Origin of the sequence: Corallococcus macrosporus (assembly GCF_017302985.1) — a bacterium.
Taxonomy (GTDB): domain Bacteria; phylum Myxococcota; class Myxococcia; order Myxococcales; family Myxococcaceae; genus Corallococcus; species Corallococcus macrosporus_A.
The window spans coordinates 521,197-543,326 of record NZ_JAFIMU010000009.1 but is presented as its reverse complement, the minus strand read 5'-3'; the positions used below and the strand labels follow the sequence as shown (position 1 = coordinate 543,326).

The window sequence follows — 22,130 nt, the reverse complement described above, 5'->3', positions numbered from 1 at the left end:
TCCATCCCCGGCCGCACGCCTTACCTCGGTAGGGATGATGCCATCTCCCCAGGCCGAATCCCGGGTGCTGCGCGAGAAACATCCCACCGAGGGCGCCGAGCGTGGCCGGCTGTCACCCCGGCGTGAAGCGCTCCTCCAGGCGCGCATCAAGGACCTGTCGCTGCGGCTGGGGGGCACGCCCCTGGAGCGCTACATCGCGCAGCTCCACTCCGAGCTGGAGGCGAAGGGACTGTCCTTCAAGCCCCAGTGCTACCTCTCCGACGAGTGGGGCTGCCCCTCCGGCGTGCCCGTCATCGGGCTGCCCTTCTACCTGGCGGATCCGGACCTGCTGTCCATCGAGGCGGAGCTGGGCGGCAGCGCGGAGACGGAAGCCGAAATCCTCATGTACCTGCGCCACGAGGCGGGCCACGCGTTCAACTACGCGTACCGCCTCTATGACACGGACGAGTGGCGCCGCGTCTTCGGCGACTGGGGCCGGCCGTACCAGGACGACTACAAGCCGCGGCCCTTCTCGCGCCGGTACGTCTTCCACATCTCCGGCTGGTACGCGCAGAAGCACCCGGACGAGGACTTCGCGGAGACCTTCGCCGTGTGGCTCACGCCGGGCAGCGACTGGGCGAAGCGCTACCAGGGCTGGGGCGCGCTCAAGAAGCTCCAGTACGTGGAGGACATCGCGAAGCGCCTGGGCCGCACGACGCCGCTCGTGCAACTGGCCGAGCCGGACTTCACCACCGAGGAGATGGAGGGCACCGTCCAGGACCACTACCGCCAGCGAGAGCTGGACGAGAAGGTGGACGTGGAGCTGCGCAACGCCTTCGACCACGCGCTGGAGGACATCTTCTGGGGCCCGGGCGAGGCGCCCGTGAGCGCCGCGACGCTGGTGCAGGCCGAGCGCCAGCGCCTGCTGTCCACCGTGGGCCACTACGCGGGGGTGAGCCGGGGCGTGGTGCGCGCGCTCGTGGACCACCTGGCGGAGCGCACCGCCGCGCTGAACCTCACGCTGCATCCGGACGACAGCCGCGAGGCGGCGATGCAGCTGGCGTCGCTCGTCACCGTCCTGGCCATGAACTACCTGCACACCGACCGCTTCTTCGAGGACTGACCATGCCCCTGAAGTCCCTTCGCATCGCCGTCCTCCACTACCAGGCCAAGGACGATCCGCCCGACCCCGTCGTGAAGCAGGTGAGCGAAGCGCTGCGCGCCGCCGGACACGAGCCCCTGGACGTGCGCGTGGACGAGAGCGTCTCCGACCTGGTGCGCAGCATCACCCGCGCCCGCGCGGACCTGGTGTTCAACCTCTGTGAGACGTTCGCGGAGGACTACCGGCTGGAGGTCAACGTCGCGGCGGTGCTGGAGCTGGCGCGCGTGCCCTTCACGGGCTCTGGCACCGCGGGCCTGCTGCTCGCGCAGGACAAGGTGCTGACGAAGCAACTGCTCCAGTTCCACGGCGTGCTCACGCCCCGCTTCGCCACCTTCGACGGCATCTCCTTCCAGGCGAACGGCGACCTGTCCTTCCCGCTGGTGGTGAAGCCCGCGCGCTCGGACGCGTCGCTGGGCCTGGGCGTGGAGAAGGACATGGAGGGGCTGGCGCGGCGGGTGAAGAAGATCCGCGAGGAGTACGACGACGAGGCGCTGGCGGAGGAGTTCATCGAGGGGCGCGAGCTGTACGTCGGCGTGGTGGGCGACGCGGCGAAGCCGGAGGTGCTGCCGGTGGTGGAGCTGGACTTCGGCTCGCGGTGGAACCGCAAGCGCATGAAGATCGCCAACCGCGAGGTGAAGTTCGGTCCGGAGACGCCGGGCAGTCCGCACCTGGTGCTGCCCACGGACCTGTCGGATGAGCTCCAGGGCCGCATCAGCCGCGCGGCCATCACCGCGTTCCGCGCGCTCAAGCTGCGCGACTACGCGCGCATCGACTTCCGCGTGTCCAGCCGCACCAACGAGCCCTACCTCCTGGAGGTGAACCCCAACCCCTACCTGGAGGCGCAGTGCGAGGTGGCCATGGGGGCGAAGAAGGTCGGCGTGAGCTACGAGGCGCTCGTGCAGCGCATCGTGGAGACCGCGGCCCGGCGTCACGGCCTGGGGGTGGCGTCCAGGACCACGCACGGTGCGCCCGCCCGGGACGCGGCGCCCGCCCCGCACTGAGGCGACGGCTCGGCGCGCGCGACGCCCTGTCGCACCCGTGACGCCCTTGAGGCGCGGGCCCGGATTTCCGGTGGCCCGGCCCGGGGCGTTGGCCTATGGGGGATGGGTGATTCGCCGTCAGTTGCTGGACCATGCCAGGGCCGTGGCCCGCTTCGCGCCCGTGCGGCCCGCGGTGAAGGCGGGCCTCCGGGCCGCGCTCGCGTTCTTCGTCCCCACCGTCGTGGGCACCGCGCTGCACCTGCCCGGTGCACTGTGGCTCGCGGTGGGCGGCTTCAACACGTCCTTCGTGGACAAGGGCGGCTCCTACCACGCCCGCTTCCGCGCCATGGGCGGCACGGCGCTGGCGGCGGCGGCGTCCGCGGTGCTGGGCGGCCTGGCGGGAATGCACCCGGCCCTGGCCATTCCCGCCACGCTGCTGTGGGTGACGGCGTGGAGCTTCGCGGGTGTGTACGGCGCCGCGGCGAACCTCACCGGCAACATCGCCGCCACCACGTTCGTCATCGCCCTGGGCCTGCCCTCGGGCGGCGCGCTGGCCGCGCTGGAGTCCGGGCTGGCGGTGCTGGGCGGCTCCGCGTGGGCCATGGTGCTGTCGCTGGTGCTCTGGCCCATCCGCCCCTACCGGCCCGCGCGCAAGGCGGTGGCGGCGTGCTTCGGCGCGGTGGCGGACTACGCGGAGGGGCTGTCGCGCACGGTCCAGGGCGCGCGCGAGGAGGCGTGGCAGGCGCTCATCCAGGAGCAGCACGGCCGCATCCGCGAACACCTGGAGGTCGCGCGCACCACGCTGGCCGCCACGCGCCATGGCCGGGGCGAGCGAGGCCGCGGCGAGCGGCTGCTGGTGCTGCTGGAGTCCGCGGACGCGATGTTCATGGGGCTCATCGCCCTGGGTGAACAACTGGAGAGCCTGGGCCCGCCGGTGAGCGGCCCCGTGGGCGACCCTCGCGCGGCGGTGGCCGTGGCGCTGCTGGAGTGCGCGAACACGGCGCGGGACCTGGTGCGGCTGGTGGAGCAGGAGGGACGCAGCCGCAGGCCCCAGCCGGAGTGGGACGGACGCGCGCTGCGCGACGCGCTGGGAGACCTGGACGCGCGCGGCCTCATCACGCGCCTGGAGCGGGCGCGGCTGTCGGACATCGCTCGGCTGCTCACGGAGCTGCGCGAGCGCGCGGATGTGGCGCTGGACACCGCGTGCCGGCTGCCCGGCCCGCTCACGGAAGCCCCGCCCCCCGCGCGCGAGCTGGCGGAGGAGTCCCACGCGTCGCTGATGGATCCCGTGCGCGCGCACCTCACGCTGGACTCGGAGGTGCTGCGGCACGCGCTGCGCGTGGGCGTCACCACCACGGCGGCGGTGTGGATCGCCAGCGTCTTCCGGCCGAACCACGGCTACTGGGTGACCATCACCGTCCTCACCATCATGCAGCCGTACACCGGGCCCACCTTCCTCAAGGCGCTCCAGCGCGTGCTGGGGACCGTGGTGGGCGGGCTGCTCGCCATCGCCGTCGCGTCGTGGCTCCAGAACCCGTACGCGATGATGGGCCTCCTGTTCTGCACCGCGGCCCTGTGCGTGAGCCTCATCCCGCTCAACTACGGGCTGTTCACCGTCTTCGCCACCGTCACCTTCGTGCTGCTCGCGGAGCTGGGCAGCGGGGACTGGACGCTCGCTCCGGTACGCATCGTCAATACGCTCATCGGCGGCGCGCTGGCGCTCGCGGGCACCTTCTTCCTGTGGCAGCGCTCGGAGGAGACGCGCTTCCCGGCGCAACTGGCGGATGCGCTGCGCGCGGACCGCGCGTTCTTCGCCGGGCTGGCGGAGGCGTGGCGGCACGGCCTGCCTCCGGACACGGCGGCGCTCACGGCCGCACGACGCAAGCTGGGGCTGGCCACCATCAACGCGGAGACATCCTTCCAGCGCCTGCTCAACGAGCCCCGCTGGCGCACGGAGGCGGTGGAGCCGCTGATGACGCTGCTCGCCTTCACGCGGAGGTTCGCCGCCGTCTGCACCCTGCTCGCGTCGCGGCGCTCCGCGCCCTCCACGCCGGAGGTGCGCGAGGCCCTGTCCCGCTACGCGCAGGCCATGGACGCCAGCATGGAGGACCTGGCGGACGCGGTGCTCCACGGCCGCCAGCCCAAGCCCCTGCCCGCCTTCGACGAACTCATCGGCTGGAACGTCCCCCACCCGGACGGACCCGGCGCCGCGCTGGGCGCCGAGGCGCCCCTGCTCCAGTCCCAGTTGGAACGGCTCACGCGGCAACTGCGCGTGCTCCACACCGCCGCCACCCGCCGCCTGGAGGCCCTGCCCCTCGCGACGCATTCGAGATTAAAGGGCCTTAACTGAACACCTGGAATAGGCTGTGGGGCTCCCCCTTGGCTGTCTGGAGCCCCGCATGTCCCCCTGGTGGTCCCGTGTCCCCCTGCATGGCCTGCTGCTGGCCGCCTCCGCGCTGCTTCCCCCCGCCGCGAGCGCGGCGAACGAGACCGTGCGGGTGTGGCTGACGACGACGTCGGGCAGCGCGCTGTCGAAGAAGCTCAGCGTGGAGGCGAACAAGGTCTTCGGCGCGGAAGCCGGCAGCGCGACGGCCATCGACGTGAACGACGCGGTGACGTACCAGACGGTGGACGGGTTCGGCGGCGCGCTCACGGATGCCTCCGCGTGGCTCATCTTCAACTCGCCGCAGCGCACGGCCATCATGAACGACCTGTTCAGCGTGAGCGCGGGCGCGGGCCAGAGCGCCATCCGCCTGCCCATGGGCGCGTCGGACTTCTCGCGCAACAACTACACGTACGACGACACCTGCTGTGACTTGAATGACTTCTCCGTGGGCCACGACGCGGCGTACATCCTGCCGCTGCTCCAGCAGGCGCGCGCCATCAACCCGGAGGTGAAGGTGTTCGCGCTGCCGTGGAGCGCGCCCGCGTGGATGAAGTTCAACAACTCGCTCACCGGCGGCGGCTACCTGCGCAACGACCTGTACGGCCTGTACGCGAACTACTTCGTGCGCTTCGTGCAGGCGTACCAGGCGAACGGCGTGCCCATCCACGCGCTCAGCCCGCAGAACGAGCCGCACAACGCCAACGGCAGCTACCCGACGATGCAGATGGAGTCCAACGACCAGTCCGTCTTCACGGCCCAGCACCTGCGGCCCGCGCTCAACGCCGCGGGCTTCAGCGGCGTGAAGCTGCTGGCGTGGGACCACAACTGGTACGACGGCTCCGGCCCCGCGGGCTATCCGCATGAGGTGATGGCCTACAACGGCGGTCAGGCGCAGGGCGCCGTCGCGGGCGTGGCGTACCACTGCTACGAGAGCCCCGAGGGCAGCTACAGCGTCCAGTCCGCCTTCCACGACGCGTACCCCGCCAAGGAGGTGCACTTCACGGAGTGCACCGGCGGCTTCTGGGCCACCAACGCCGCCGCGAACCTGGAGTGGGCGCTGCAGAACAACCTCTTCGGGCCGCTGCGCAACTGGTCCCGCACGTCCTTCTACTGGAACCTCGCGCTGGACCCGAACCACGGGCCGCGCGTGGGCGGCTGCGCGGACTGCCGGGGCATGTTCACCGTGAACAACGCCAACGGCACGTACACGCGCAACGAGGAGTACTACGCGTGGGCGCACCTGGCGAAGGTGGTGCGTCCGGGCGCGGTGCGCGTGGGCGCGACGTCGCTGGGCAACAACAACATCGAGACGCTCGCCTTCAAGAACCCGGACGGCTCGCACGCGCTGGTGGCGCTGAACTCCAACGACGGCGCCACGCTGTCGTTCAAGGTCCGCTGGGCCGGCCAGTCCTTCGAGTACACGCTGCCGCCGCGCTCGGTGGCGTCCTTCCAGTGGGGCGGGACGCCCGGCACGCAGGGCCCCTGGTACCGGCTGGTGAACAAGGCCACGGGGAAGTGCGTGGACATCGTGGGCCCGTCCGCGGCGGACGGCACCGGGCTGCACCAGTGGACCTGCCACACGGGTGCGAGCCAGCAGTGGTCCCTGGTGGCCACCGACAGCGGCTACTCGCGGCTGGTGTCGCGCTACAGCGGCAAGGCCGTGGACGTGGCGGACGTCAGCGCCGCGGACGGTGCGCGCGTGCACCAGTGGTCGTGGGTGGGCGGCGCCAACCAGCAGTTCAAGCCGGTGGCCACCTCCGGGGGCTACACCCGCTTCGAGGCCCGCCACAGCGGCAAGGTGCTGGACGTGAGCAACTGCTGGAGCAGCGGTGACGGCGCCGCCCTCCAGCAGTGGGTCTGGTCCAACAACGACTGCCAGCAGTTCCGCCTGGAAGCCATGCCCTGATCATCCGCTCCAGAGCCGGAATTCTGGCTCCGCATCAGTGTCCGGCAGCCAGCGTCCGGCGGCCTGCCTGGGCGAAGTCGGACGTCTCCCGTGCGCGAACCGTCTGGCGGCCAACACCCGCCAGGATGCCGGGCACACTGCCACGCGCGTTTTTCGATGCGAGTGGTTCCATTCGCCGCGCCAGCCCCCACTGTTGGCGCTGCACTGCCCGTGAACACCTCCGACACCCAGAATGCCCAGGCGCCCCGCCCCGCCGCACTCACGGTCCTCAACGTCAACGACGACCCGGCGACGCTGTACCTGCTGAGCCTCACGCTGAAGCAGGGCGGCTACCAGGTGCTCGAGGCCACCGGCGGACGCGAGGCGCTCCGGCTCGCCCAGGGGCGGCCGGACCTGGTGCTGCTGGACGTGCACATGCCGGACATCGACGGCTACGAGGTGTGCCGCCGCCTGCGGGCGAGTGAAGCGACGCACGACCTGCTCATCGCCCACCTGTCGTCCGTGTCCGTGCGCCGCGAGGACCGCGTGCGGGGACTGGCCCAGGGTGCGGACGCGTACTGGACGCGGCCGCTGGCGGAGGACGAGCTGCTCGCGAACATCGAAGCGCTCCTGCGCCTCCAGACCCGCGCCCGGGACGCCGTGCGCGCGCGCGACCGCTTCCTCAGCATCGCCGCGCATGAGCTGAAGACGCCTCTCACCGTGCTGCGCCTCAACCTGGAGCGCGCGGTGGAGATGGTGGTGGGCGACATGGAAGCGCACGGCCCCATGGAGAAGCGTCTCACCCCGGCGGTGCGCCACCTCACGCGGCTGCAGAACCTGGTGGACAGCCTGCTGGACGTGTCGCGCCTGTCCGCGCAGGGCATCGCCCTCCAGGTGGACACCGTGGATTTCTCCCAACTGGTGCGCGAGCAGGTGGAGCGCTTCCAGGCCCCGGCGCGCAGCGCGAACGTGGAGCTGGAGGCCGTCCTTCCCGACGCGCCCGTCACGCTCTTCGGCGACCCACGCATGCTGGAGCAGGCCGTGGGCCACCTGCTCTCCAACGCCGTCAAGTTCGGTCAGGGCCGGCCCGCGAAGGCGCGCCTGTCCACGCAGGACGGCCAGGCGGTGCTGGCGGTGGAGGACCAGGGCGTGGGCATCGCACCCCAGGACCACGCGCGCATCTTCCGCCGCTTCGAGCGCGTGCAGTCCGACGGCCGCTTCGAGGGGCTGGGCCTGGGGCTCTACCTGGCCCAGGAAATCACCGCCGCGCACGACGGCACGCTGACCGTGAAGAGCGCCCTGGGCCAGGGCGCGTGCTTCGAGCTGAGGCTCCCCTTGCATCGCACCCAGCGGTACTGACGTCTCCACAGGAGAACGATTCGTGGCGAAGAGCAATGACTCGGATGGGAACAACCCGTCTGACGAAGGAAAGAGTCCGGCGAAGCGGCTCGTCACCAACGTGCCCCGCCTGGACTTCATCACCAAGGGCGGCCTCATCCTGGGCTCGTCCTACGCCATCATCGGTCCTCCGGGCTCCGGCAAGACGGTGCTGGCCAACCAGATCGCCTTCCAGCACGTGAAGAACGGCGGCAAGGCGCTCTACGTGACGCTCCTGTCGGAGTCTCACGGGCGCATGCTGGAGAACCTGTCGCAGATGACGTTCTACGACGACAGCGTCATCCCGGACCGCCTGCAGTACATCAGCGGCTACCGCGACCTGGAGCGCGAGGGGCTCAAGGGCCTCCTGGAGCTCTTGCGCAAGAACGCCCAGGCGCACGGCACCACCCTGCTCATCATCGACGGCATGGACGCGGCGAAGGAGTTCGCCCGCTCGGACCTGAGCTTCAAGCGCTTCCTGCAGGACCTGCAGACCTTCAGCAGCATCCTGGGCTGCACCACGCTGCTGCTCGCCCCGCACCACGAGGGGGAGATCCACCCGGAGAACACCGCGGTGGACGGCATCTTCGAGTTGTCCCTGTGGCTGCATGGCCCCCGCGCGGTGCGCGAGCTCATCGCCATCAAGTTCCGTGGCGGGCCGTCGCTGCTGGGCCGCCACGAGGTGGAGATCTCCAACCAGGGCATGGTCATCCACCCGCGCACGGAGGTGCAGTTCGCGCACCCCGCCGCGGAGGGGCGCGAGGACCGCATCCGCATGTCCTTCGGCATCCCCCGCCTGGACGAAGCGCTGCATGGGGGCGTGCTCTCCGGCTCCACCACGCTGCTCCTGGGCGCGCCCGGCACCGGCAAGACGCTGCTGGGACTGCACTTCCTCTTGCAGGGCGCGCGCGAGGGCCAGCCGGGCGTCTACTTCGGCTTCTTCGAGACCCCTCCCCGCCTCATCGAGAAGGCGGAGGGCACCGGCATGGGGGACCTCCAGAAGTACGTGGACGAGGGCCTCATCGAGATCCAGTGGCAGCCGCCGCTGGAGCACAACCTGGACTCGCTGGCGGAGAAGCTGCTGGAGCGTATTGAAGAGCGCAAGGTGGACCGCCTGCGCCTGTTCATCGACGGCGTGTCCGGCTTCCGCTCCGCCGCCGTGTACCCGGACCGCATGGGCCGCTTCTTCTCCGCGCTCACCCACCAGCTGCGGATGATGGACGTCACCACGCTGTACTCGGATGAGACGCCCCTGTTCAGCCCCGGCGTGGACATGCCCCAGCCGGAGGCCGCGTCCACCGTGGAGAACGTCATCCTGGTGCGCTACGTGGAGCTGCGCTCGCAGCTCTACCGCCTGCTCTCCATCATGAAGATGCGCGAGAGCGCCTACGACAGCGCCATCCGCGAGTTCTCCATCAGCGGGGACGGCATCCAGGTCGCGGAGACCTTCGAGAGCGCGGAGAGCATCCTCACCGGCCACGCGCGCATCTCCGGCGGCGACTCCGCCCGGCCCGCCAGCGTGAAGGCCCCCCTGGGCGCGCGCAAGAAGCAGGGCCAGAAGGCCTCCGCGAAGAAGAAGCCGGCCGCGAAGAAGGCCCCGGCGGGCGCGTCCCGGCGGAGGCGGTCATGAAGACGGTGCTCGTCGTCGACGACGAACAGGACATCGCGGAAGCCATCCAGGCCATCCTGGAGGAGGAGGCGCTGCGCGTCGTCATCTGCGGCAACGGCCGCGAGGCGCTGGCCAGGCTCAAGGAGGAGAAGCCCGACCTGGCCATCATCGACGTGATGATGCCGGTGATGAACGGCTACGAGACCATCGACGCCATCCGCAAGGACGGCACCCATCACTTCCCCATCCTCGTCATGAGCGCCATCCAGCCGCCCCGCGCGAAGGCCGAGGAACAGAAGTGGGCCGGCTTCCTCAAGAAGCCCTTCTCCCTGCGGGACCTGGTGGACACCGTGGCCCGGCTGACGGCGTCGTAGGTCCGGCTCTCACTTTTTCAGCGCAAAGCACCCGCGGCGGGCAGGCAGCCGTCGCGGGTGCGGCCGGTTGAAATCGGCATCCCGCGCGCGCACAGTGGGCCCTCCTGACGCGACGCATCCATGCCCACTGAAGTCGAGCCGCAGTCCCCGCCAGCGCCCGGCCTGTTCCGGCTGACCTGGCCCATCTTCTTCGAAATCTTCCTCTTCATGCTGATGGGCACGGCGGACACGCTGATGCTCAGCGGCGTGTCGGACGCCGCCGTCTCCGCGGTGGGCGTCGTCAACCAGTACGTCTTCATCTGCATCCTGGTGATGGAGGTGGTGAGCCACGGCGCGTCCATCGTCGTGTCCCAGTACCTGGGCGCGAAGCGGAGCGCGGAGGCGGCGCGCATCGCGGCGCAGGCCATCACGATGAACTTCCTCCTGGGGCTCGCGGTGAGCGGCGGGCTGCTCCTGGCCGCGGACCCCGTGCTGGCGCGGATGAACCTGGAGCCCCAGACGCGGGAGTACGCGAGCACCTACTGGCACATCGCGGGCGGCTTCCTGTTCCTGCAGGCGCTCATCAACGTCTTCTCCAGCCTCATCCGCACGTACGGCTTCACGCGCCAGTCCATGTACGTGGCGCTGGGCATGAACGTCGTGCACGTGGTGGGCAACTGGGTGCTCATCTTCGGCCACTTCGGCATGCCGGCGCACGGCGTGGCGGGCGCCGCGATGTCCACCGTCTTCAGCCGCGCCATGGCCGTCGGCGTCTTCGCGTGGATGCTCTGGCGCGTGATGGACGTGCGCATGCGGCCCGCGAACTTCGTGGCGCTCACGCGCGAGTACGTGCGGAAGATATTGCGCGTGGGCGTGCCGTCCGCGGTGGAGCAGCTGACGTATCACGCGTGCCAGACGGTGTTCCTGTACTACGTGACGTACCTGGGCCCGGTGGCGCTCGCGTCGCGGCAGTACGCCAACGCGATGTCCCAGTACGTGTTCCTGTGCAGCCTGGCCATCGGCATGGGCACGGCCATCCTCGTGGGGCGGCTGGTGGGCGCGCGGCGCTCCCAGGACGCGTACGCGCGCGTGCTCCAGAGTCTCAAGTGGAGCGTCGGCATCACCGTCGCGGTGGACGTCATGGCCATCCTCTTCCGCGAGCCGCTCATCCGCCTCTTCACCCAGGACGGCGACATCCTGCGGCTCACGTCGCAGGTGCTGGTGCTGAGCCTGCTCCTGGAGACGGGCCGCTCGTTCAACCTGGTGCTGGTGAACGCGCTGCGCGCCGCGGGTGACGCCACCTTCCCGGTGATGATGGGGATGCTGTCCATGGTCTGCATGAGCCTGCCCCTGGGGTACTTCCTCGTGTTCCACCTGCAGCTGGGCCTGGCGGGCGTGTGGCTCGCGGTGGCCGCGGACGAGTGGACGCGCGGCCTGGCCATGTGGCTGCGCTGGCGCAGCCGTGCGTGGGAGCGCCAGTCGCTGGTGTCCCCGGCGGAGGCGCCGGGGGTGCTGGCGCACTGAGCAACACGGCATTCCGCTGACGGACGCGAGGGTTTGGCCACGCGCCCGCCCTGCACTCCTGCACGGGGCGGACGGGCGTGACGCTTCCCCCGGCCGCTTCCCGTGGACGCGCCACGTCCCACTTTTGGTGGGCCGCGTTATGGCCCAACCCGGGAGAGGCCCATGCTCGCCGTCGTCTACAAGCAGAACAGCCAGGTGCAGGTGGAGGAGGTGGAGGACCCCAAGCTGGAGGCGCCCACCGACTGCGTCATCCGCGTCACGTCCGCCGGCATCTGTGGCAGCGACCTGCACATGTACGAGGGCCGCACCGCGTCCAAGGCCGGACAGGTGTTCGGCCACGAGAACATGGGCGTCGTGGAGCAGGTGGGCCCCGGCGTCGTGAGCATCAAGAAGGGCGACCGCGTGGTGCTGCCCTTCAACATCGCCTGCGGCACGTGCTTCGACTGCGTGCGCGGCCGCACGGAGGCCTGCCTCGTCGCCAACCCGGATGCGCCTCACGCGGGCTACGGCTACGCGGGAATGGGTCCGTACCGGGGCGGACAGGCGGAGCTGCTCCGGGTGCCCTGGGCGGACTTCAACTGCCTGAAGGTGCCCGGGCAGCCGGGCGACGAGCTGGAGGACGACTTCCTCCTCTTGTCCGACGTCTTCCCCACCGCCTACCACGGCACGGAGCTGGCGAACGTGCGGCCCGGGGCCACGGTGGCCGTCTTCGGCGCGGGGCCGGTGGGCCTGCTCGCCGGCTACTGCGCGCTCCTGCGCGGCGCCTCGGAGGTCTACGTGGTGGACAGCGTCCCGGAGCGCCTGGCCAAGGTGAAGGAGATGGGCGCCATCCCCATCGACTTCACGAAGGGCGACCCGGTGAAGCAGATTGTCGACCTGCGCCGCGGCAACCCGCTCATCATGGGCGCGCTGCGCCCCGGTGAGGAGAAGGCCCTGGGCGTGATGTGCGGCATCGACGCCGTGGGCTACCAGTCGCGCGACATCCGGGGCGCGGACGCGCACGGCGGCCGGGAGAAGCCCACCCAGGTGCTGGAGCAGCTGGTGGAGCTGGTGAACCCCACGGGCGCCATCGGCGTCATCGGCGTCTACATCGCCCCGGACCCCGGCGCGCCGGATGAGAACGCGAAGCAGGGCATCTACCCGCTGCCGTGGGCCAAGGTGTTCGACAAGGGCATCACCGTGGGCACCGGCCAGACGCCGGTGAAGCGCTACAACCACTTCCTGCGCGACCTCATCATCGCGGGCCGCGCGAAGCCGAGCATGATCGTCAGCCACCGCCTGCCGCTGCGGGACGCGCCGGACGCCTACCAGAAGTTCGACGCGCGCAAGGACGGCTACACCAAGGTCATCCTCAAGCCCCAGCTCAGCCCCAAGGCCCGCGCCTAGCCTCGGCCCCGCCGGCCCCGGGGTGCACTCCCCCGGGGTTCGGCGTATAAGGTTGGATGGTGGACGCCCTGGACAAACCTTCGACCTTGCTGGTGGTCGAGAGCTATGACGACCTGCGTGAGGCCCTGGCGGCCCTGCTGGTGCTGGAGGGCTACACGGTGCTGTCCGTGGCCACCGCCACGCAGGCGCTGGACGTGCTGACCCAGTTGTCCCGCGTCCCCTCCCTGGTGCTGCTCAGCCTGATGCTGCGCAACCCGGAGGACCAGCGCTTCCTCTCCCGGCTGCGGAACCTGGACCTCGCGTCGCGGCTGCCGGTGCTGGCGCTCACCGCGGACCCGGACCTCCAGGCGGCTCCGGCCGGGACGGTGGCCCTGCTGGGCAAGCCGGTGCGCACGGAGGTGCTCCTGGCCGCCGTGGACCGCTACCGGACCCGGCACTGAGGGGCCCCGCTCCAGGCGCTGATGTAGGCGTGAAAACGCCGCAACTCCGGGCGCCAAGGGTCGATAATCCATCAACGTCCACCGTCTCGGTGGTTCGAGGGGGAGACCCGACATGACCAGAATCGGCGAGTCCATTGGCGGCGCCATCGCGGCGCGAGTGAAGCAGGCCCTGACCCCGGAGGTCCGTCCGCCCCCGCCGCCCCCCGCCCCGGCCGTCGCGCGGCGCCCCTCCGACGGCTTCGAGTCCGCCCCGGCCGCCCGCCGTGGCGGACCCGCGCTGGGAGGCCCCACGGCCACGGCCACGCCCACCCCGGTGGGGACGCCCGGCACGTCGGTGGCGACGAACGGCGGCACGGTGGCGGACTACCAGGTGGGTCCTCCGCGCCGTCCGGACATCCACCACGACAACGGCTTCCTGCAGAACCCCAACGACCCCAACGACCCGAACCCCATCCCCACGGAGAGCCCGGGGCTGGGTGACTACGCGGCGCGGGCCGAGTGGGAGCTGAAGCTCACGGCCGCGCGCGCCGCCCAGGGCATCCCGGGCGTGCCGCACAACAACATCCCGGACGGCCTGGACACCTACGACCACTTCCTGCACGGCAACGGCGCGGACCGGCACTTCGACTACGAGCGCTTCGTCAGCACGGACCCCGCCGGCCAGGCGGTGCTCACCAACTCCACGCGCGACACGCAGCAGGCGGCGGAGGCGGCCTACAACCAGATGATCGCCCAGGACCCGTCGCTGGCCGGCAAGCCGGTGACGTTCCAGATCACCGGCTCGCAGATTGGCGTGGGCTCCAGTGAGCAGTTCCCCTATCCGGAGACGGAGAACTGGCAGAAGGCCATTGGCGGCCACTCCGTCTGGAACAGCGCGACGGTGACCGTGTACCCGCCGGAGACGCCGGGCGGGAAGCCCCGCTTCGAGATGGACATGACCCTCCACGCGGAGGACCGCTACAACTTCAACCCGGGCCAGGCGGACATCAACACCGGCACGCCGGACGCGGCCAACGGCCGGCTGGAGCGCACGGGCCTGGGGCACCAGTACACCAACTACGGCACGCTCCAGCGCCACGTGACGTGGAACCAGGGGAGCCCGGAGAATGCGACGTCGCGTCCCATCGGTGGCCGGTAGGCGCACGCTGGCTACCACCCTGCTGCTGGGGTGTGTTTCGCTGGCCTGCGACAAGCCCTCAGGGGGGAGTGCATCCATGACGACACAGACGGCCGCGCCGGCGGCGAAGACGGGAACGGACCTGGAGACGCTGGAGAAGACCGTGACGCTGCCGCGCCGCCCCCAGGCGGTGCAGTGGCGCCAGTCTCCGCGCGGCGTCCCCGGGGGCCTGGGCCCCACGGACACGCAGTTCCTCGCGGTGCTGGAGTACCCGGCCGCCGAAGGCCAGGCGCTCCAGGCCGCGCTGAAGCCCACGCGGCTGACGGTGAAGGTGGACGACGGCGGCTGGCTGCCGGCGGCCACCCGTGACGCCCTCAAGGGCGCCACCGCCTACGACGCGGCGCCCTTCTTCAAGGGCTCGCTGCGCCAGGGCACGGTGTTCCAGCTGCCGGACTCCAGCACCTTCGTGCTGGTGCTCTTCAGCAGCTAGGCCGCCCGCCGCGAAGGCGGCGACGAGGGGCCCGGCCGCGAAGGCCCGGGCCCCTTTGCTTTTCTAGCGCGCTACGGCGTCCCTTCTGGCCGGGACTTCTTCTGGGGCGTGGCGCCGTGGTGGCTGCTGCCGCGCTGGGGGCCCGTCTTCCCGCGCGTGCCGCTGTCCGCGCCGTTGATGATGCCGCTGGCGAGCAGGAAGGCGTTGAGGCGCAGCTGCATGAAGTTGTGCTCCACCTTCGGCGGCTGCTGCATGCGCAGGGTGCGGTCCTCGCCCTGCTGGTGCCGGGGCCACTCCGTCGCGGACGCGGGCGCGCCGGTGCGGGCGAACTCCAGCATCCAGCCGCTCACCTGGCGCGAGTACGCGCGGTCCTCCTCGGTGACCCCGGCCTGCGTGGGCGGGCAGCGGGCCACCGTGTCCAGGAAGTACACGATGTCCGAGCCGTGCGGGACGCCGTGGGGGTGCAGCGGGCGCAGCGCGGTGGCGGTGTAGTCGAAGTAGAAGCGCCACGCGTCGGAGACCTTGGAGTGCAGGTCCGCGATCTGCCGGGGGATGAGCGTGAAGACGATGTCGCGGCACACCTGCCGGGCCAGCTCCTCGTCGGGCGTCACCCCCGGGTAGAGCAGGCCGATGGGCACGTTGTTGTCGCGCAGCGCCTGGAGGACCTCCATGGGGTCGCGGCCCATGGCCCTGATGACGCTCACGTCGTCGCTGGTGCTGCCCAGGATGAGCGGCACGCGCGCCTGCTGCTGCGCCTTGAAGGTGGACAGGATGGACTGGGGCATCACCGTGTCGCCGGACACGGCCACGGGCGCCAGCGAGTGCTCCGGCGGCTGCTGCCAGAAGGCGTCCGCGGGCAACTGGCGCATGCGCTCCGGCGTCGCCTCCGCGTCCGTCACGCCCATGCCGCGGATGAGCGCCTCGCCCTTGAGCATCGCCTTCTCCAGCGGCATCTCGTCCAGGCCGTACACGCTCAGCGCCACGCCCCGGTGGAAGAGCGGCCGCGCGGCCTCCATGCAGAACAGGGACAGCACGCTCTTGGCGCCCGCGGACTGGCCCATGAGGGTGACGTTGCCCGGGTCCCCGCCGAACTTCGCGATGTTGCGGTTCACCCACTGGAGCGCGGCGAGCTGATCCAGCAGGCCGAAGTTCGCGGCGCCGCCGCCTGGCTCCTGCAGGAGCGCCGGGTGGGCCAGGAAGCCCAGGTGGCCCAGCCGGTAGTTCAGCGTGACGAGGATGGCGTCCCGGGACGCCAGGGGCACGCCGTTGTACGGGGGCAGGCCGCCCGCGCCAATCACATACGCGCCGCCGTGGATCCACACGATGACGGGCAGCTTCGCCTGCGGGTCCACCCGGGGCGTCCAGACGTTGAGGTAGAGGCAGTCCTCGCCCATGGGCACCGGGTCGCCGCCTCCGCCCGCGATACAATCCTCGCGCGACTGGAGCGAGGATTGGCCACACTTCGAGGCCTGACGGATGTGCTTCCAGGGCATGACCGGAGCGGGCGGGCGCCAGCGCAGGGGGCCCACGGGGGGCTGGGCGTATGGAATGCCTTTGAAGGCATACATCCCTTCCTCGACCACGCCTTGGAGCTGTCCTTCGACGGTGCTGACGACGGGAGCGGACTGCTGGACCATGTTTGGAACCCCCCACGAAACCCGGCACGCCAGAACCGGGGGCAAGCGAAGTAGAGGTTCAGGCCATGCGAGTCAATGCGGTGGGACCCAAAGACAGTCACGCGTCCGCAAGGCGACGGACACCCCGACCCGGGAGCATCAGGGCAATGCCATACCGAGTTCCCGCAGCACGAGGCGCGCGATGGCGTCGTAGTCCCCGTCGAAGTGGTGCCCGCCCCTGAGCAGCACCGCGCGGGTGCCGGCCACGCCGGACAGCGTGGGACAGAGGCTGTCGGCCAGCTCCTCGTCGCCGTAAAGGCAGAGCACGGGCAGCCCCTTCAGGGCCCGCAGCTCCTCCGGCAGGCGCGCGGCGGTAGCCGGCACCACGTCCGCGCCGCCCTCCAATGACTTTCAACCCGGAGTGATACGGATCCGCCACCGCCCCGACCGCGGGTGCAGGCAGCGCGGATCCACGCCGGGCCCTCGCAGGCCCGCTCTCCTTGACTCCCAGAGGAGGACTGGACCCAAGGGGTAGTCTCTTTCACTCCGACTCACGCACGCCATGTCCGCCCTTGATTCCATGTTTTGCCTTGTTATCTTGGCGTTCAGAGACAACATGGTGAGGCGCTGCCCGGAGGCACGGCGGGCGAGGCATCACGGACCCATTTTACTTTGACCCCCCTGGCGCTGGAGCATGTGTCTTGAATGTGTCGCTCTTGCGTCTCCGCTCTCGACGTCCAGTCCCAGCTTTTCTTCCGCGGCCCCCGGAAGACCCTCTCCGCCTCGCGGCTCGCGGCGGTGGGGTCCGTGCTGCTGATGCTCCTTGCGTTCGCGTCCACCGCGCACGCGGAGCCGGTCCGGGCGGCGGCACAGCCCGCGCTCGACGGGTGGCGCTTCCGCTGGGGCGACTCGCCGCTGGGGGCTGACGGCGTTCCCACGTGGGCGACGGAGCCGGCGGGCGCCGAGGGCTGGCAGCACATGGAGGCGCTCAAGGAGCCACCCGGCCGCGGGACGAACACGTTCCTCTGGGTGAGCATCCCCCTGCCCAACGGCCCCTGGCTGGAGCCCGCCCTCTTCCTGGGCAACGTCGCCAACGCCTTCGAAATCTACGCCGGCGGCCGGCGCGTCTACTCGAGCGGGACCATCGCCCCCTCCGGCCAGGAGGTGATGGAGAACCTGGCCTGGCACCTGGTGCCCGTGCCGCCCGCCTCGCTGGGGCACCCGGTGCTGCTGCGCATCCAGGCCCACGGCCCCGCCATCGGCGTGACACGCGACGCGAAGGTCGGCTCGCACGCGCAGTTGCTCGCGACGATGACCCGCCAGGGCCTCGCGCCCTTCGTCATGGGGACGCTGCTGGTCTCCGTCGGCGTGGTGGCGCTGGGCGCCGCCCTGCTGCGCCGCCAGTGGCGCCTGCTCGCGTCGCTGACCGTGTTCGCCGCGGGCTCCGGCGCGCTGCTGCTCGGCTCCAGCGGCCTGTGCGCGGCGCTCTGGGACGCGACGGTCGTCAGCAGCGTGCTCACGCTGGTGGGCTCGTACGCCATCGTGCCCAGCCTGGCGTGGTTCATCTCCGATACCATCGGCGCGGACCGGCTGCGCTGGTTCCGCTGGGGCGCGGCCTTCGTCTCCGTCCTGGCGCTCGTGCAGAGCGTGATCGCCGTGGTGAGCCTGAGCACCGCGTGGAAGCTGCTGCCCGCCTTCGCGCTCTACTCGCTGCCCGGGCTGCTCGTCTGCGTGGGCGTCGCGGTGGTCCAGGCCTGGAAGGGAGACCGGGACGCGCGCATCTTCGTCGCGGGCCTGGGCGGGCTCACGCTCGTGTCCCTGCTCGCCACGCTGCCGGTGGTGGGCATGATGGATGAGGCCACCGACAGCCAGATGCACTGGGGCTTCTTCACCGTCACCCTGTCGCTCGTGGCCATCGTGGCGCGCCGCTCGTCGGAGGTGATGCGCTCGCTGGCGGAGTACACGCACCAGCTGGAGGCCCGCCGCAAGGACGTGCGCCTGCTGGCCCAGGGCATGGGACAGGGAGCGGACGAGCTGGCGGCCGTCGTGCAGCAGCTGCACACCTCCAGTGAAGAGCAGACCGTGGGCATCAGCCGTCAGGCGGCCGCACTGCGGGAGCTGGAGCAGACGGTGGAGGAGATCCGCCAGGGCTCGCACCTGACGGCGGACAAGGCGCGCCTGCTCGCGGCGTCCGCGGAGAGCGCGGAGGCGGTGGGACGTCAGGGTGGCGAGGCGCTGGAGCGCACGCTGACGGACCTGGCCGCCATCCGCACCGAGGTGTCGGACATGGCCGCGCGCATCCTCGCGCTCGACGAGCGCACCCGCGAGGTGTCCAGCATCGTCGACGACGTGAAGACGCTGGCGGATCAGTCCAACATGCTGGCCATCAACGCCGCCATCGAGGCGGTGCGCAACGGCGACAGCGGCAAGGGCTTTGGCGTGGTGGCCAAGGAGATGCGCCGGCTGGCGGACCAGTCCATCCGCGCCACCGAGCGCATCCGCGACGTGCTCGACGGCGTGAGCATGAGCATGCGCGAGGCCGCGCAGATGAGCGAGCAGGGCCAGGGGCGCGTGCAGGTGAGCCTGGACGCGGTCCGCAACTCCGGCGCGCAGCTGCAGAAGCTGGCGGGCATCATCGGCGACACCAGCGGCAGCGTGCGGCAGATCACCCAGGCCGTGGCCCAGCAGGACTCGGGGACGCACCAGATTGCCCAGGCCATCCAGGAGCTGTCCGGCCAGATGCAGCGCACGCTGATGGCGGTGGAGGAGACGCGCACCGTCACCCGCTCCGTGCAGACGCTGGCGGAGGTCATGTCGGGGGCCGCGACCAAGGCGCTGCGCTCCGGCACGCTTTCGGACGAAGGGCAGAAGCCCGCTGCCGCGTGAGGCCCGGGCCCGGCTACACTGCCGGGCCATGGTGCCCCTGACCGACCATTCCGGACTGCCGTCCGAGCGGAGGACCGCCCTGGCGCGGGAGCTGGCGCCGCTCACCCTGCTCCAGGACGTGGTGCGCTGGGGCTTCGCCAGCACCCCGCCGCGCGACGTGGCGGCGGTGGTGGTCCAGGACGAGTTCACCCACGACGTGGTGCTGCCCTGGGAAGAGACGCGCTACCTCGTCTTCGACACCACGTGACTGGGCGGAGTCACCTCGGTCTCCGTGTGGGACCACTGCCCTACCGCCGATGAGCTCCTGGATGCGCGGCTGCGCGCCGGGTGGACGCCCACGCCGACGAGCACCGTCGACGGGGACGTCGTGCTGGGCCATGCCGCGTGCCGGCTGCCGCCCGGGGCCGCGCGCTGACGTCCCGAGGACACTCCACCGGGGCGATGCGTGGACCACGCGACGTCCCGGGCGAGTTGGCGCACGGACGCTGACGAAGCCGTGACGTGCCGGAAGTACGAGCACCGCATGGAAGAGAGTCTGAAGCCCCGGTTGCGCGGCCTGTCGCACGTCATCGCGTTCGTGGCGGCGCTGGTGGGGTGCGTGCGGATGGCGCTGGTGCCGGTGCAGGGGGCGCAGTACGTGGCGAACCTGGTGTTCGGCGGCAGCCTGGTCCTGATGTTCGGCGTGAGCGGGGGCTACCACTGGCCCACGTGGAGCGCCGCGACGTACCAGCGGATCCGGCGGTTCGACCACGCCGCCATCTTCATCCTCATCGCGGGCAGCTTCACGCCCATGGCGACGCTGGCCCCCATGGGCGGCTGGAGCCAGCGGCTGCTCTGGGTGATGTGGGGCGCGGCGCTGACGGGCGCCACGCTGACGCTCGCGGGCATCTCCGCGTCGCGGGGGCTGCGCTCCGGGCTCTACGTGGCGCTGGGCTGCGTGGCGGCCCCGGTGATGTGGCACCTGCCGGGGGTGATGGGCCCCAGCCGGGTCTGGTGGCTGTTCTTCGGCGCGGTGCTCTACGCCGTGGGCGCGGTGGTGTACGCGCGCCGCTGGCCCGACCCCGTGCCCCGCGTGTTCGGCTACCACGAGGTCTTCCACATCATGGTCGTCGCAGCGGCCGCCACGCACTACGCCGTGCTGATGGACTTCGTGGGGCGCTAGGCATTGTCGGGCACCGCACGCCAACCCGCCCCCCTTCCCACAACTCAACACCCGTGCGAGCCGCGGGACAGCCTCTCATCGCGGGACGGGGGGGCGGGCCCATACACCCGGGGGCATGACCGTTTTCTCCCGAGCCTCCATCTGCCTGGGTGCCGCGCTGCTGCTGACGGACTGCGCGCACCGCTCCACCCCTGAAGCCTCCACAGCGTCCGCGAAGGTGCCTTCGCTGCCCGCGCCCGACCCGGCCTTCAAGGTGGAGCGCTACAGCCAGGTCATCGGCTGGCCCGAGGGCAAGCGCCCCACGGCCCCGGAAGGCTTCGAGGTGACGCGCTACGCGGACGGCCTGCGCAACCCGCGCTGGACCTACGTGCTGCCCAACGGCGACGTGCTGGTGGCGGAGGCCAGCTCCGAGTTCAAGAGCGAGCAGGACAAGGAGGAGTCCATCGAGTCCGGCAAGGTGCGCTCGCAGAACCTGGGCCACAGCGCCAACCGCATCACGCTGCTGCGCGACGCGGACCGCGACGGCACGCCAGAGGTCCGTGAGGTGTTCCTCGAGGGCGTGAAGCAGCCGCTGGGCATGCTGCTCCTGGGTGACCGCTTCTACGTGGCCGGCACGGACGCCGTCTGGCGCTACCCGTACACGTCCGGCGCGACGTCCCTCCAGGCTCCGGGTGAGAAGCTCCTGACGCTGCCTGCGGGCGGCTACAACAACCACTGGACGCGCAACCTGCTGGCCAACGCGGACGGCTCGAAGCTCTACGTGTCGGTGGGCTCCGCGAGCAACCTGGCCGAGCATGGACTCAAGGAAGAGGAGCGCCGCGCCAACATCCTGGAGCTCAACCCGGACGGCACGGGCGAGCGCGTCTACGCGAGCGGCCTGCGCAACCCCGTGGGCATGGCCTGGGCCCCCGGCACGCGCACGCTGTGGACGGCGGTGAACGAGCGCGACGACCTGGGCGAGGACCTGGTGCCGGACTACCTCACGCGCGTGGAGGACGGCGGGTTCTACGGCTGGCCCTACGCGTACTTCGGAGCCAACGAGGATCCGCGCATGGCGGGCCAGCGCCCGGACCTGGTGGCGAAGACGCGGGTGCCGGACGTGTCCCTGGGAGCGCACACCGCGTCCCTGGGACTGGCGTTCTACGAAGCACAGGCGTTCCCCCGGAAGTACCAGGGCGGCGCGTTCGTGGGACAGCACGGCTCGTGGAACCGCTCGGAGCTGTCCGGCTACAAGGTCGTGTTCGTGCCGTTCCGGGACGGCAAGCCGTCAGGCCCGCCGGAGGACTTCCTCACGGGGTTCATCGCCAACGCCGAGCAGGCCCAGGTGCACGGCCGGCCCGTGGGCGTCACCGTGCTGCCGGACGGCGCGTTGCTGGTCGCGGATGACGCCAGCAACACGCTGTGGAAGGTGAGCGCGAAACGCTGAAGGCCAATGCCTAGCAGTGGGTGCAGACCGGCCGGATGACCTGCCACGACCCGCAGCCGTTGTCGCCGCAGCACGTCTGGTAGAGCGTGCCGCCGCGGCCGTAGGTACCGTTCGTCCAACTGCCGTCGCCGCCCACCTCGCTGCACGCGGCGCAGGTCGAGGACCAGATGACCTGATCCGCCACGTACTCGCCGACGGCACAGCGGGGCGTCTTGCCGATGCCCTGCTCCACCTGCGAGGCCTCGCCGGCCGGCTGCGACGCGTCCTGCTCCGAGGCCGGACCGCAGGCGGAGAGGAAGCCCACGGAGAAGGTCGTCAAAACCAAGGCGCGGATCATGTTTCGCATGGAGGA

Annotated in this window: 20 protein-coding genes; 17 read left to right on the top strand and 3 right to left on the bottom strand. The window is 70.9% G+C overall.

What is annotated here, in order from left to right:
* The first annotated feature begins 34 nt into the window (after positions 1–34).
* The 12 genes from JYK02_RS30315 to JYK02_RS30260 all read left to right on the top strand — a co-directional run bounded on the left by JYK02_RS30315 (position 35) and on the right by JYK02_RS30260 (position 14,688).
* Entirely contained in the window at positions 35–1,102 is a 1,068-nt protein-coding gene (locus tag JYK02_RS30315; protein ID WP_242589336.1) for a putative zinc-binding metallopeptidase, read from the top strand.
* A gap of 2 nt (positions 1,103–1,104) precedes the next feature.
* A complete protein-coding gene (locus tag JYK02_RS30310) occupies positions 1,105–2,142 on the top strand; it encodes a D-alanine--D-alanine ligase family protein (RefSeq protein WP_207056201.1) in 1,038 nt (345 codons plus the stop codon).
* 106 nt (positions 2,143–2,248) lie between these two features.
* Positions 2,249–4,471, top strand: coding sequence for an FUSC family protein (locus tag JYK02_RS30305; RefSeq protein WP_347402620.1), 2,223 nt, complete (start codon positions 2,249–2,251; stop codon positions 4,469–4,471).
* A 49-nt stretch (positions 4,472–4,520) separates the two neighbouring features.
* Positions 4,521–6,413, top strand: coding sequence for an RICIN domain-containing protein (locus JYK02_RS30300; RefSeq protein WP_207056200.1), 1,893 nt, complete (start codon positions 4,521–4,523; stop codon positions 6,411–6,413).
* 210 nt (positions 6,414–6,623) lie between these two features.
* Positions 6,624–7,751: an ATP-binding response regulator gene (locus tag JYK02_RS30295; RefSeq protein WP_347402619.1), complete on the top strand. Its 1,128-nt coding sequence runs from the start codon at positions 6,624–6,626 to the stop codon at positions 7,749–7,751.
* A 22-nt stretch (positions 7,752–7,773) separates the two neighbouring features.
* The gene (locus JYK02_RS40815; protein ID WP_207056198.1) at positions 7,774–9,399 is read left to right on the top strand and encodes an ATPase domain-containing protein; all 1,626 of its coding nucleotides are present in this window, start codon (positions 7,774–7,776) and stop codon (positions 9,397–9,399) included.
* Complete coding sequence (locus tag JYK02_RS30285; protein ID WP_207056197.1) at positions 9,396–9,752, top strand: response regulator; 357 nt, start codon at positions 9,396–9,398, stop codon at positions 9,750–9,752. The genes JYK02_RS40815 and JYK02_RS30285 overlap by 4 nt, the downstream gene beginning before the upstream one ends.
* A 120-nt stretch (positions 9,753–9,872) precedes the next feature.
* Positions 9,873–11,255 carry an MATE family efflux transporter gene (locus tag JYK02_RS30280; protein WP_207056196.1) on the top strand — a complete coding sequence of 461 codons (1,383 nt, stop codon included), beginning with the start codon at positions 9,873–9,875 and terminating at the stop codon, positions 11,253–11,255.
* A 162-nt stretch (positions 11,256–11,417) separates the two neighbouring features.
* Entirely contained in the window at positions 11,418–12,641 is a 1,224-nt protein-coding gene (locus JYK02_RS30275; RefSeq protein ID WP_207056195.1) for a glutathione-independent formaldehyde dehydrogenase, read from the top strand.
* A 56-nt stretch (positions 12,642–12,697) separates the two neighbouring features.
* Positions 12,698–13,081 (top strand): response regulator, encoded by a 384-nt coding sequence (locus JYK02_RS30270; protein WP_207056193.1) that lies wholly within the window; start codon positions 12,698–12,700, stop codon positions 13,079–13,081.
* Between the two features lie 112 nt (positions 13,082–13,193).
* Entirely contained in the window at positions 13,194–14,219 is a 1,026-nt protein-coding gene (locus tag JYK02_RS30265) for a hypothetical protein (RefSeq protein WP_207056192.1), read from the top strand.
* 76 nt (positions 14,220–14,295) lie between these two features.
* Complete coding sequence (locus tag JYK02_RS30260; protein ID WP_207056191.1) at positions 14,296–14,688, top strand: hypothetical protein; 393 nt, start codon at positions 14,296–14,298, stop codon at positions 14,686–14,688.
* 71 nt (positions 14,689–14,759) lie between these two features.
* On the opposite strand, the gene JYK02_RS30255 is transcribed toward JYK02_RS30260, so the two are convergent.
* Together JYK02_RS30255 and JYK02_RS30250 are read right to left on the bottom strand one after the other, a co-directional pair.
* Positions 14,760–16,325, bottom strand: a complete 1,566-nt coding sequence (locus JYK02_RS30255; RefSeq protein WP_207056190.1) for a carboxylesterase/lipase family protein — start codon at positions 16,323–16,325, stop codon at positions 14,760–14,762.
* A gap of 138 nt (positions 16,326–16,463) precedes the next feature.
* A complete protein-coding gene (locus JYK02_RS30250) occupies positions 16,464–16,691 on the bottom strand; it encodes an AcvB/VirJ family lysyl-phosphatidylglycerol hydrolase (RefSeq protein WP_347402618.1) in 228 nt (75 codons plus the stop codon).
* Between the two features lie 318 nt (positions 16,692–17,009).
* Here JYK02_RS30250 and JYK02_RS30245 point away from each other — a divergent pair, with 318 nt between their 5' ends.
* The 5 genes from JYK02_RS30245 to JYK02_RS30225 all read left to right on the top strand — a co-directional run bounded on the left by JYK02_RS30245 (position 17,010) and on the right by JYK02_RS30225 (position 21,778).
* Positions 17,010–19,190 (top strand): methyl-accepting chemotaxis protein, encoded by a 2,181-nt coding sequence (locus tag JYK02_RS30245; RefSeq protein WP_207056188.1) that lies wholly within the window; start codon positions 17,010–17,012, stop codon positions 19,188–19,190.
* A 28-nt stretch (positions 19,191–19,218) separates the two neighbouring features.
* Positions 19,219–19,437 carry a hypothetical protein gene (locus tag JYK02_RS30240; protein ID WP_207056187.1) on the top strand — a complete coding sequence of 73 codons (219 nt, stop codon included), beginning with the start codon at positions 19,219–19,221 and terminating at the stop codon, positions 19,435–19,437.
* Positions 19,438–19,461: 24 nt separating this feature from the next.
* Entirely contained in the window at positions 19,462–19,605 is a 144-nt protein-coding gene (locus tag JYK02_RS30235) for a hypothetical protein (protein WP_207056185.1), read from the top strand.
* A 108-nt stretch (positions 19,606–19,713) separates the two neighbouring features.
* On the top strand, positions 19,714–20,352 hold the full coding sequence (gene trhA / locus JYK02_RS30230) for a PAQR family membrane homeostasis protein TrhA (RefSeq protein WP_207056184.1): 639 nt from the start codon (positions 19,714–19,716) through the stop codon (positions 20,350–20,352).
* 115 nt (positions 20,353–20,467) lie between these two features.
* Positions 20,468–21,778, top strand: coding sequence for a PQQ-dependent sugar dehydrogenase (locus JYK02_RS30225; RefSeq protein WP_207056182.1), 1,311 nt, complete (start codon positions 20,468–20,470; stop codon positions 21,776–21,778).
* Positions 21,779–21,788: 10 nt separating this feature from the next.
* On the opposite strand, the gene JYK02_RS30220 is transcribed toward JYK02_RS30225, so the two are convergent.
* Positions 21,789–22,124, bottom strand: a complete 336-nt coding sequence (locus JYK02_RS30220) for a hypothetical protein (RefSeq protein ID WP_207056180.1) — start codon at positions 22,122–22,124, stop codon at positions 21,789–21,791.
* Between the last annotated feature and the right edge of the window lie 6 nt (positions 22,125–22,130).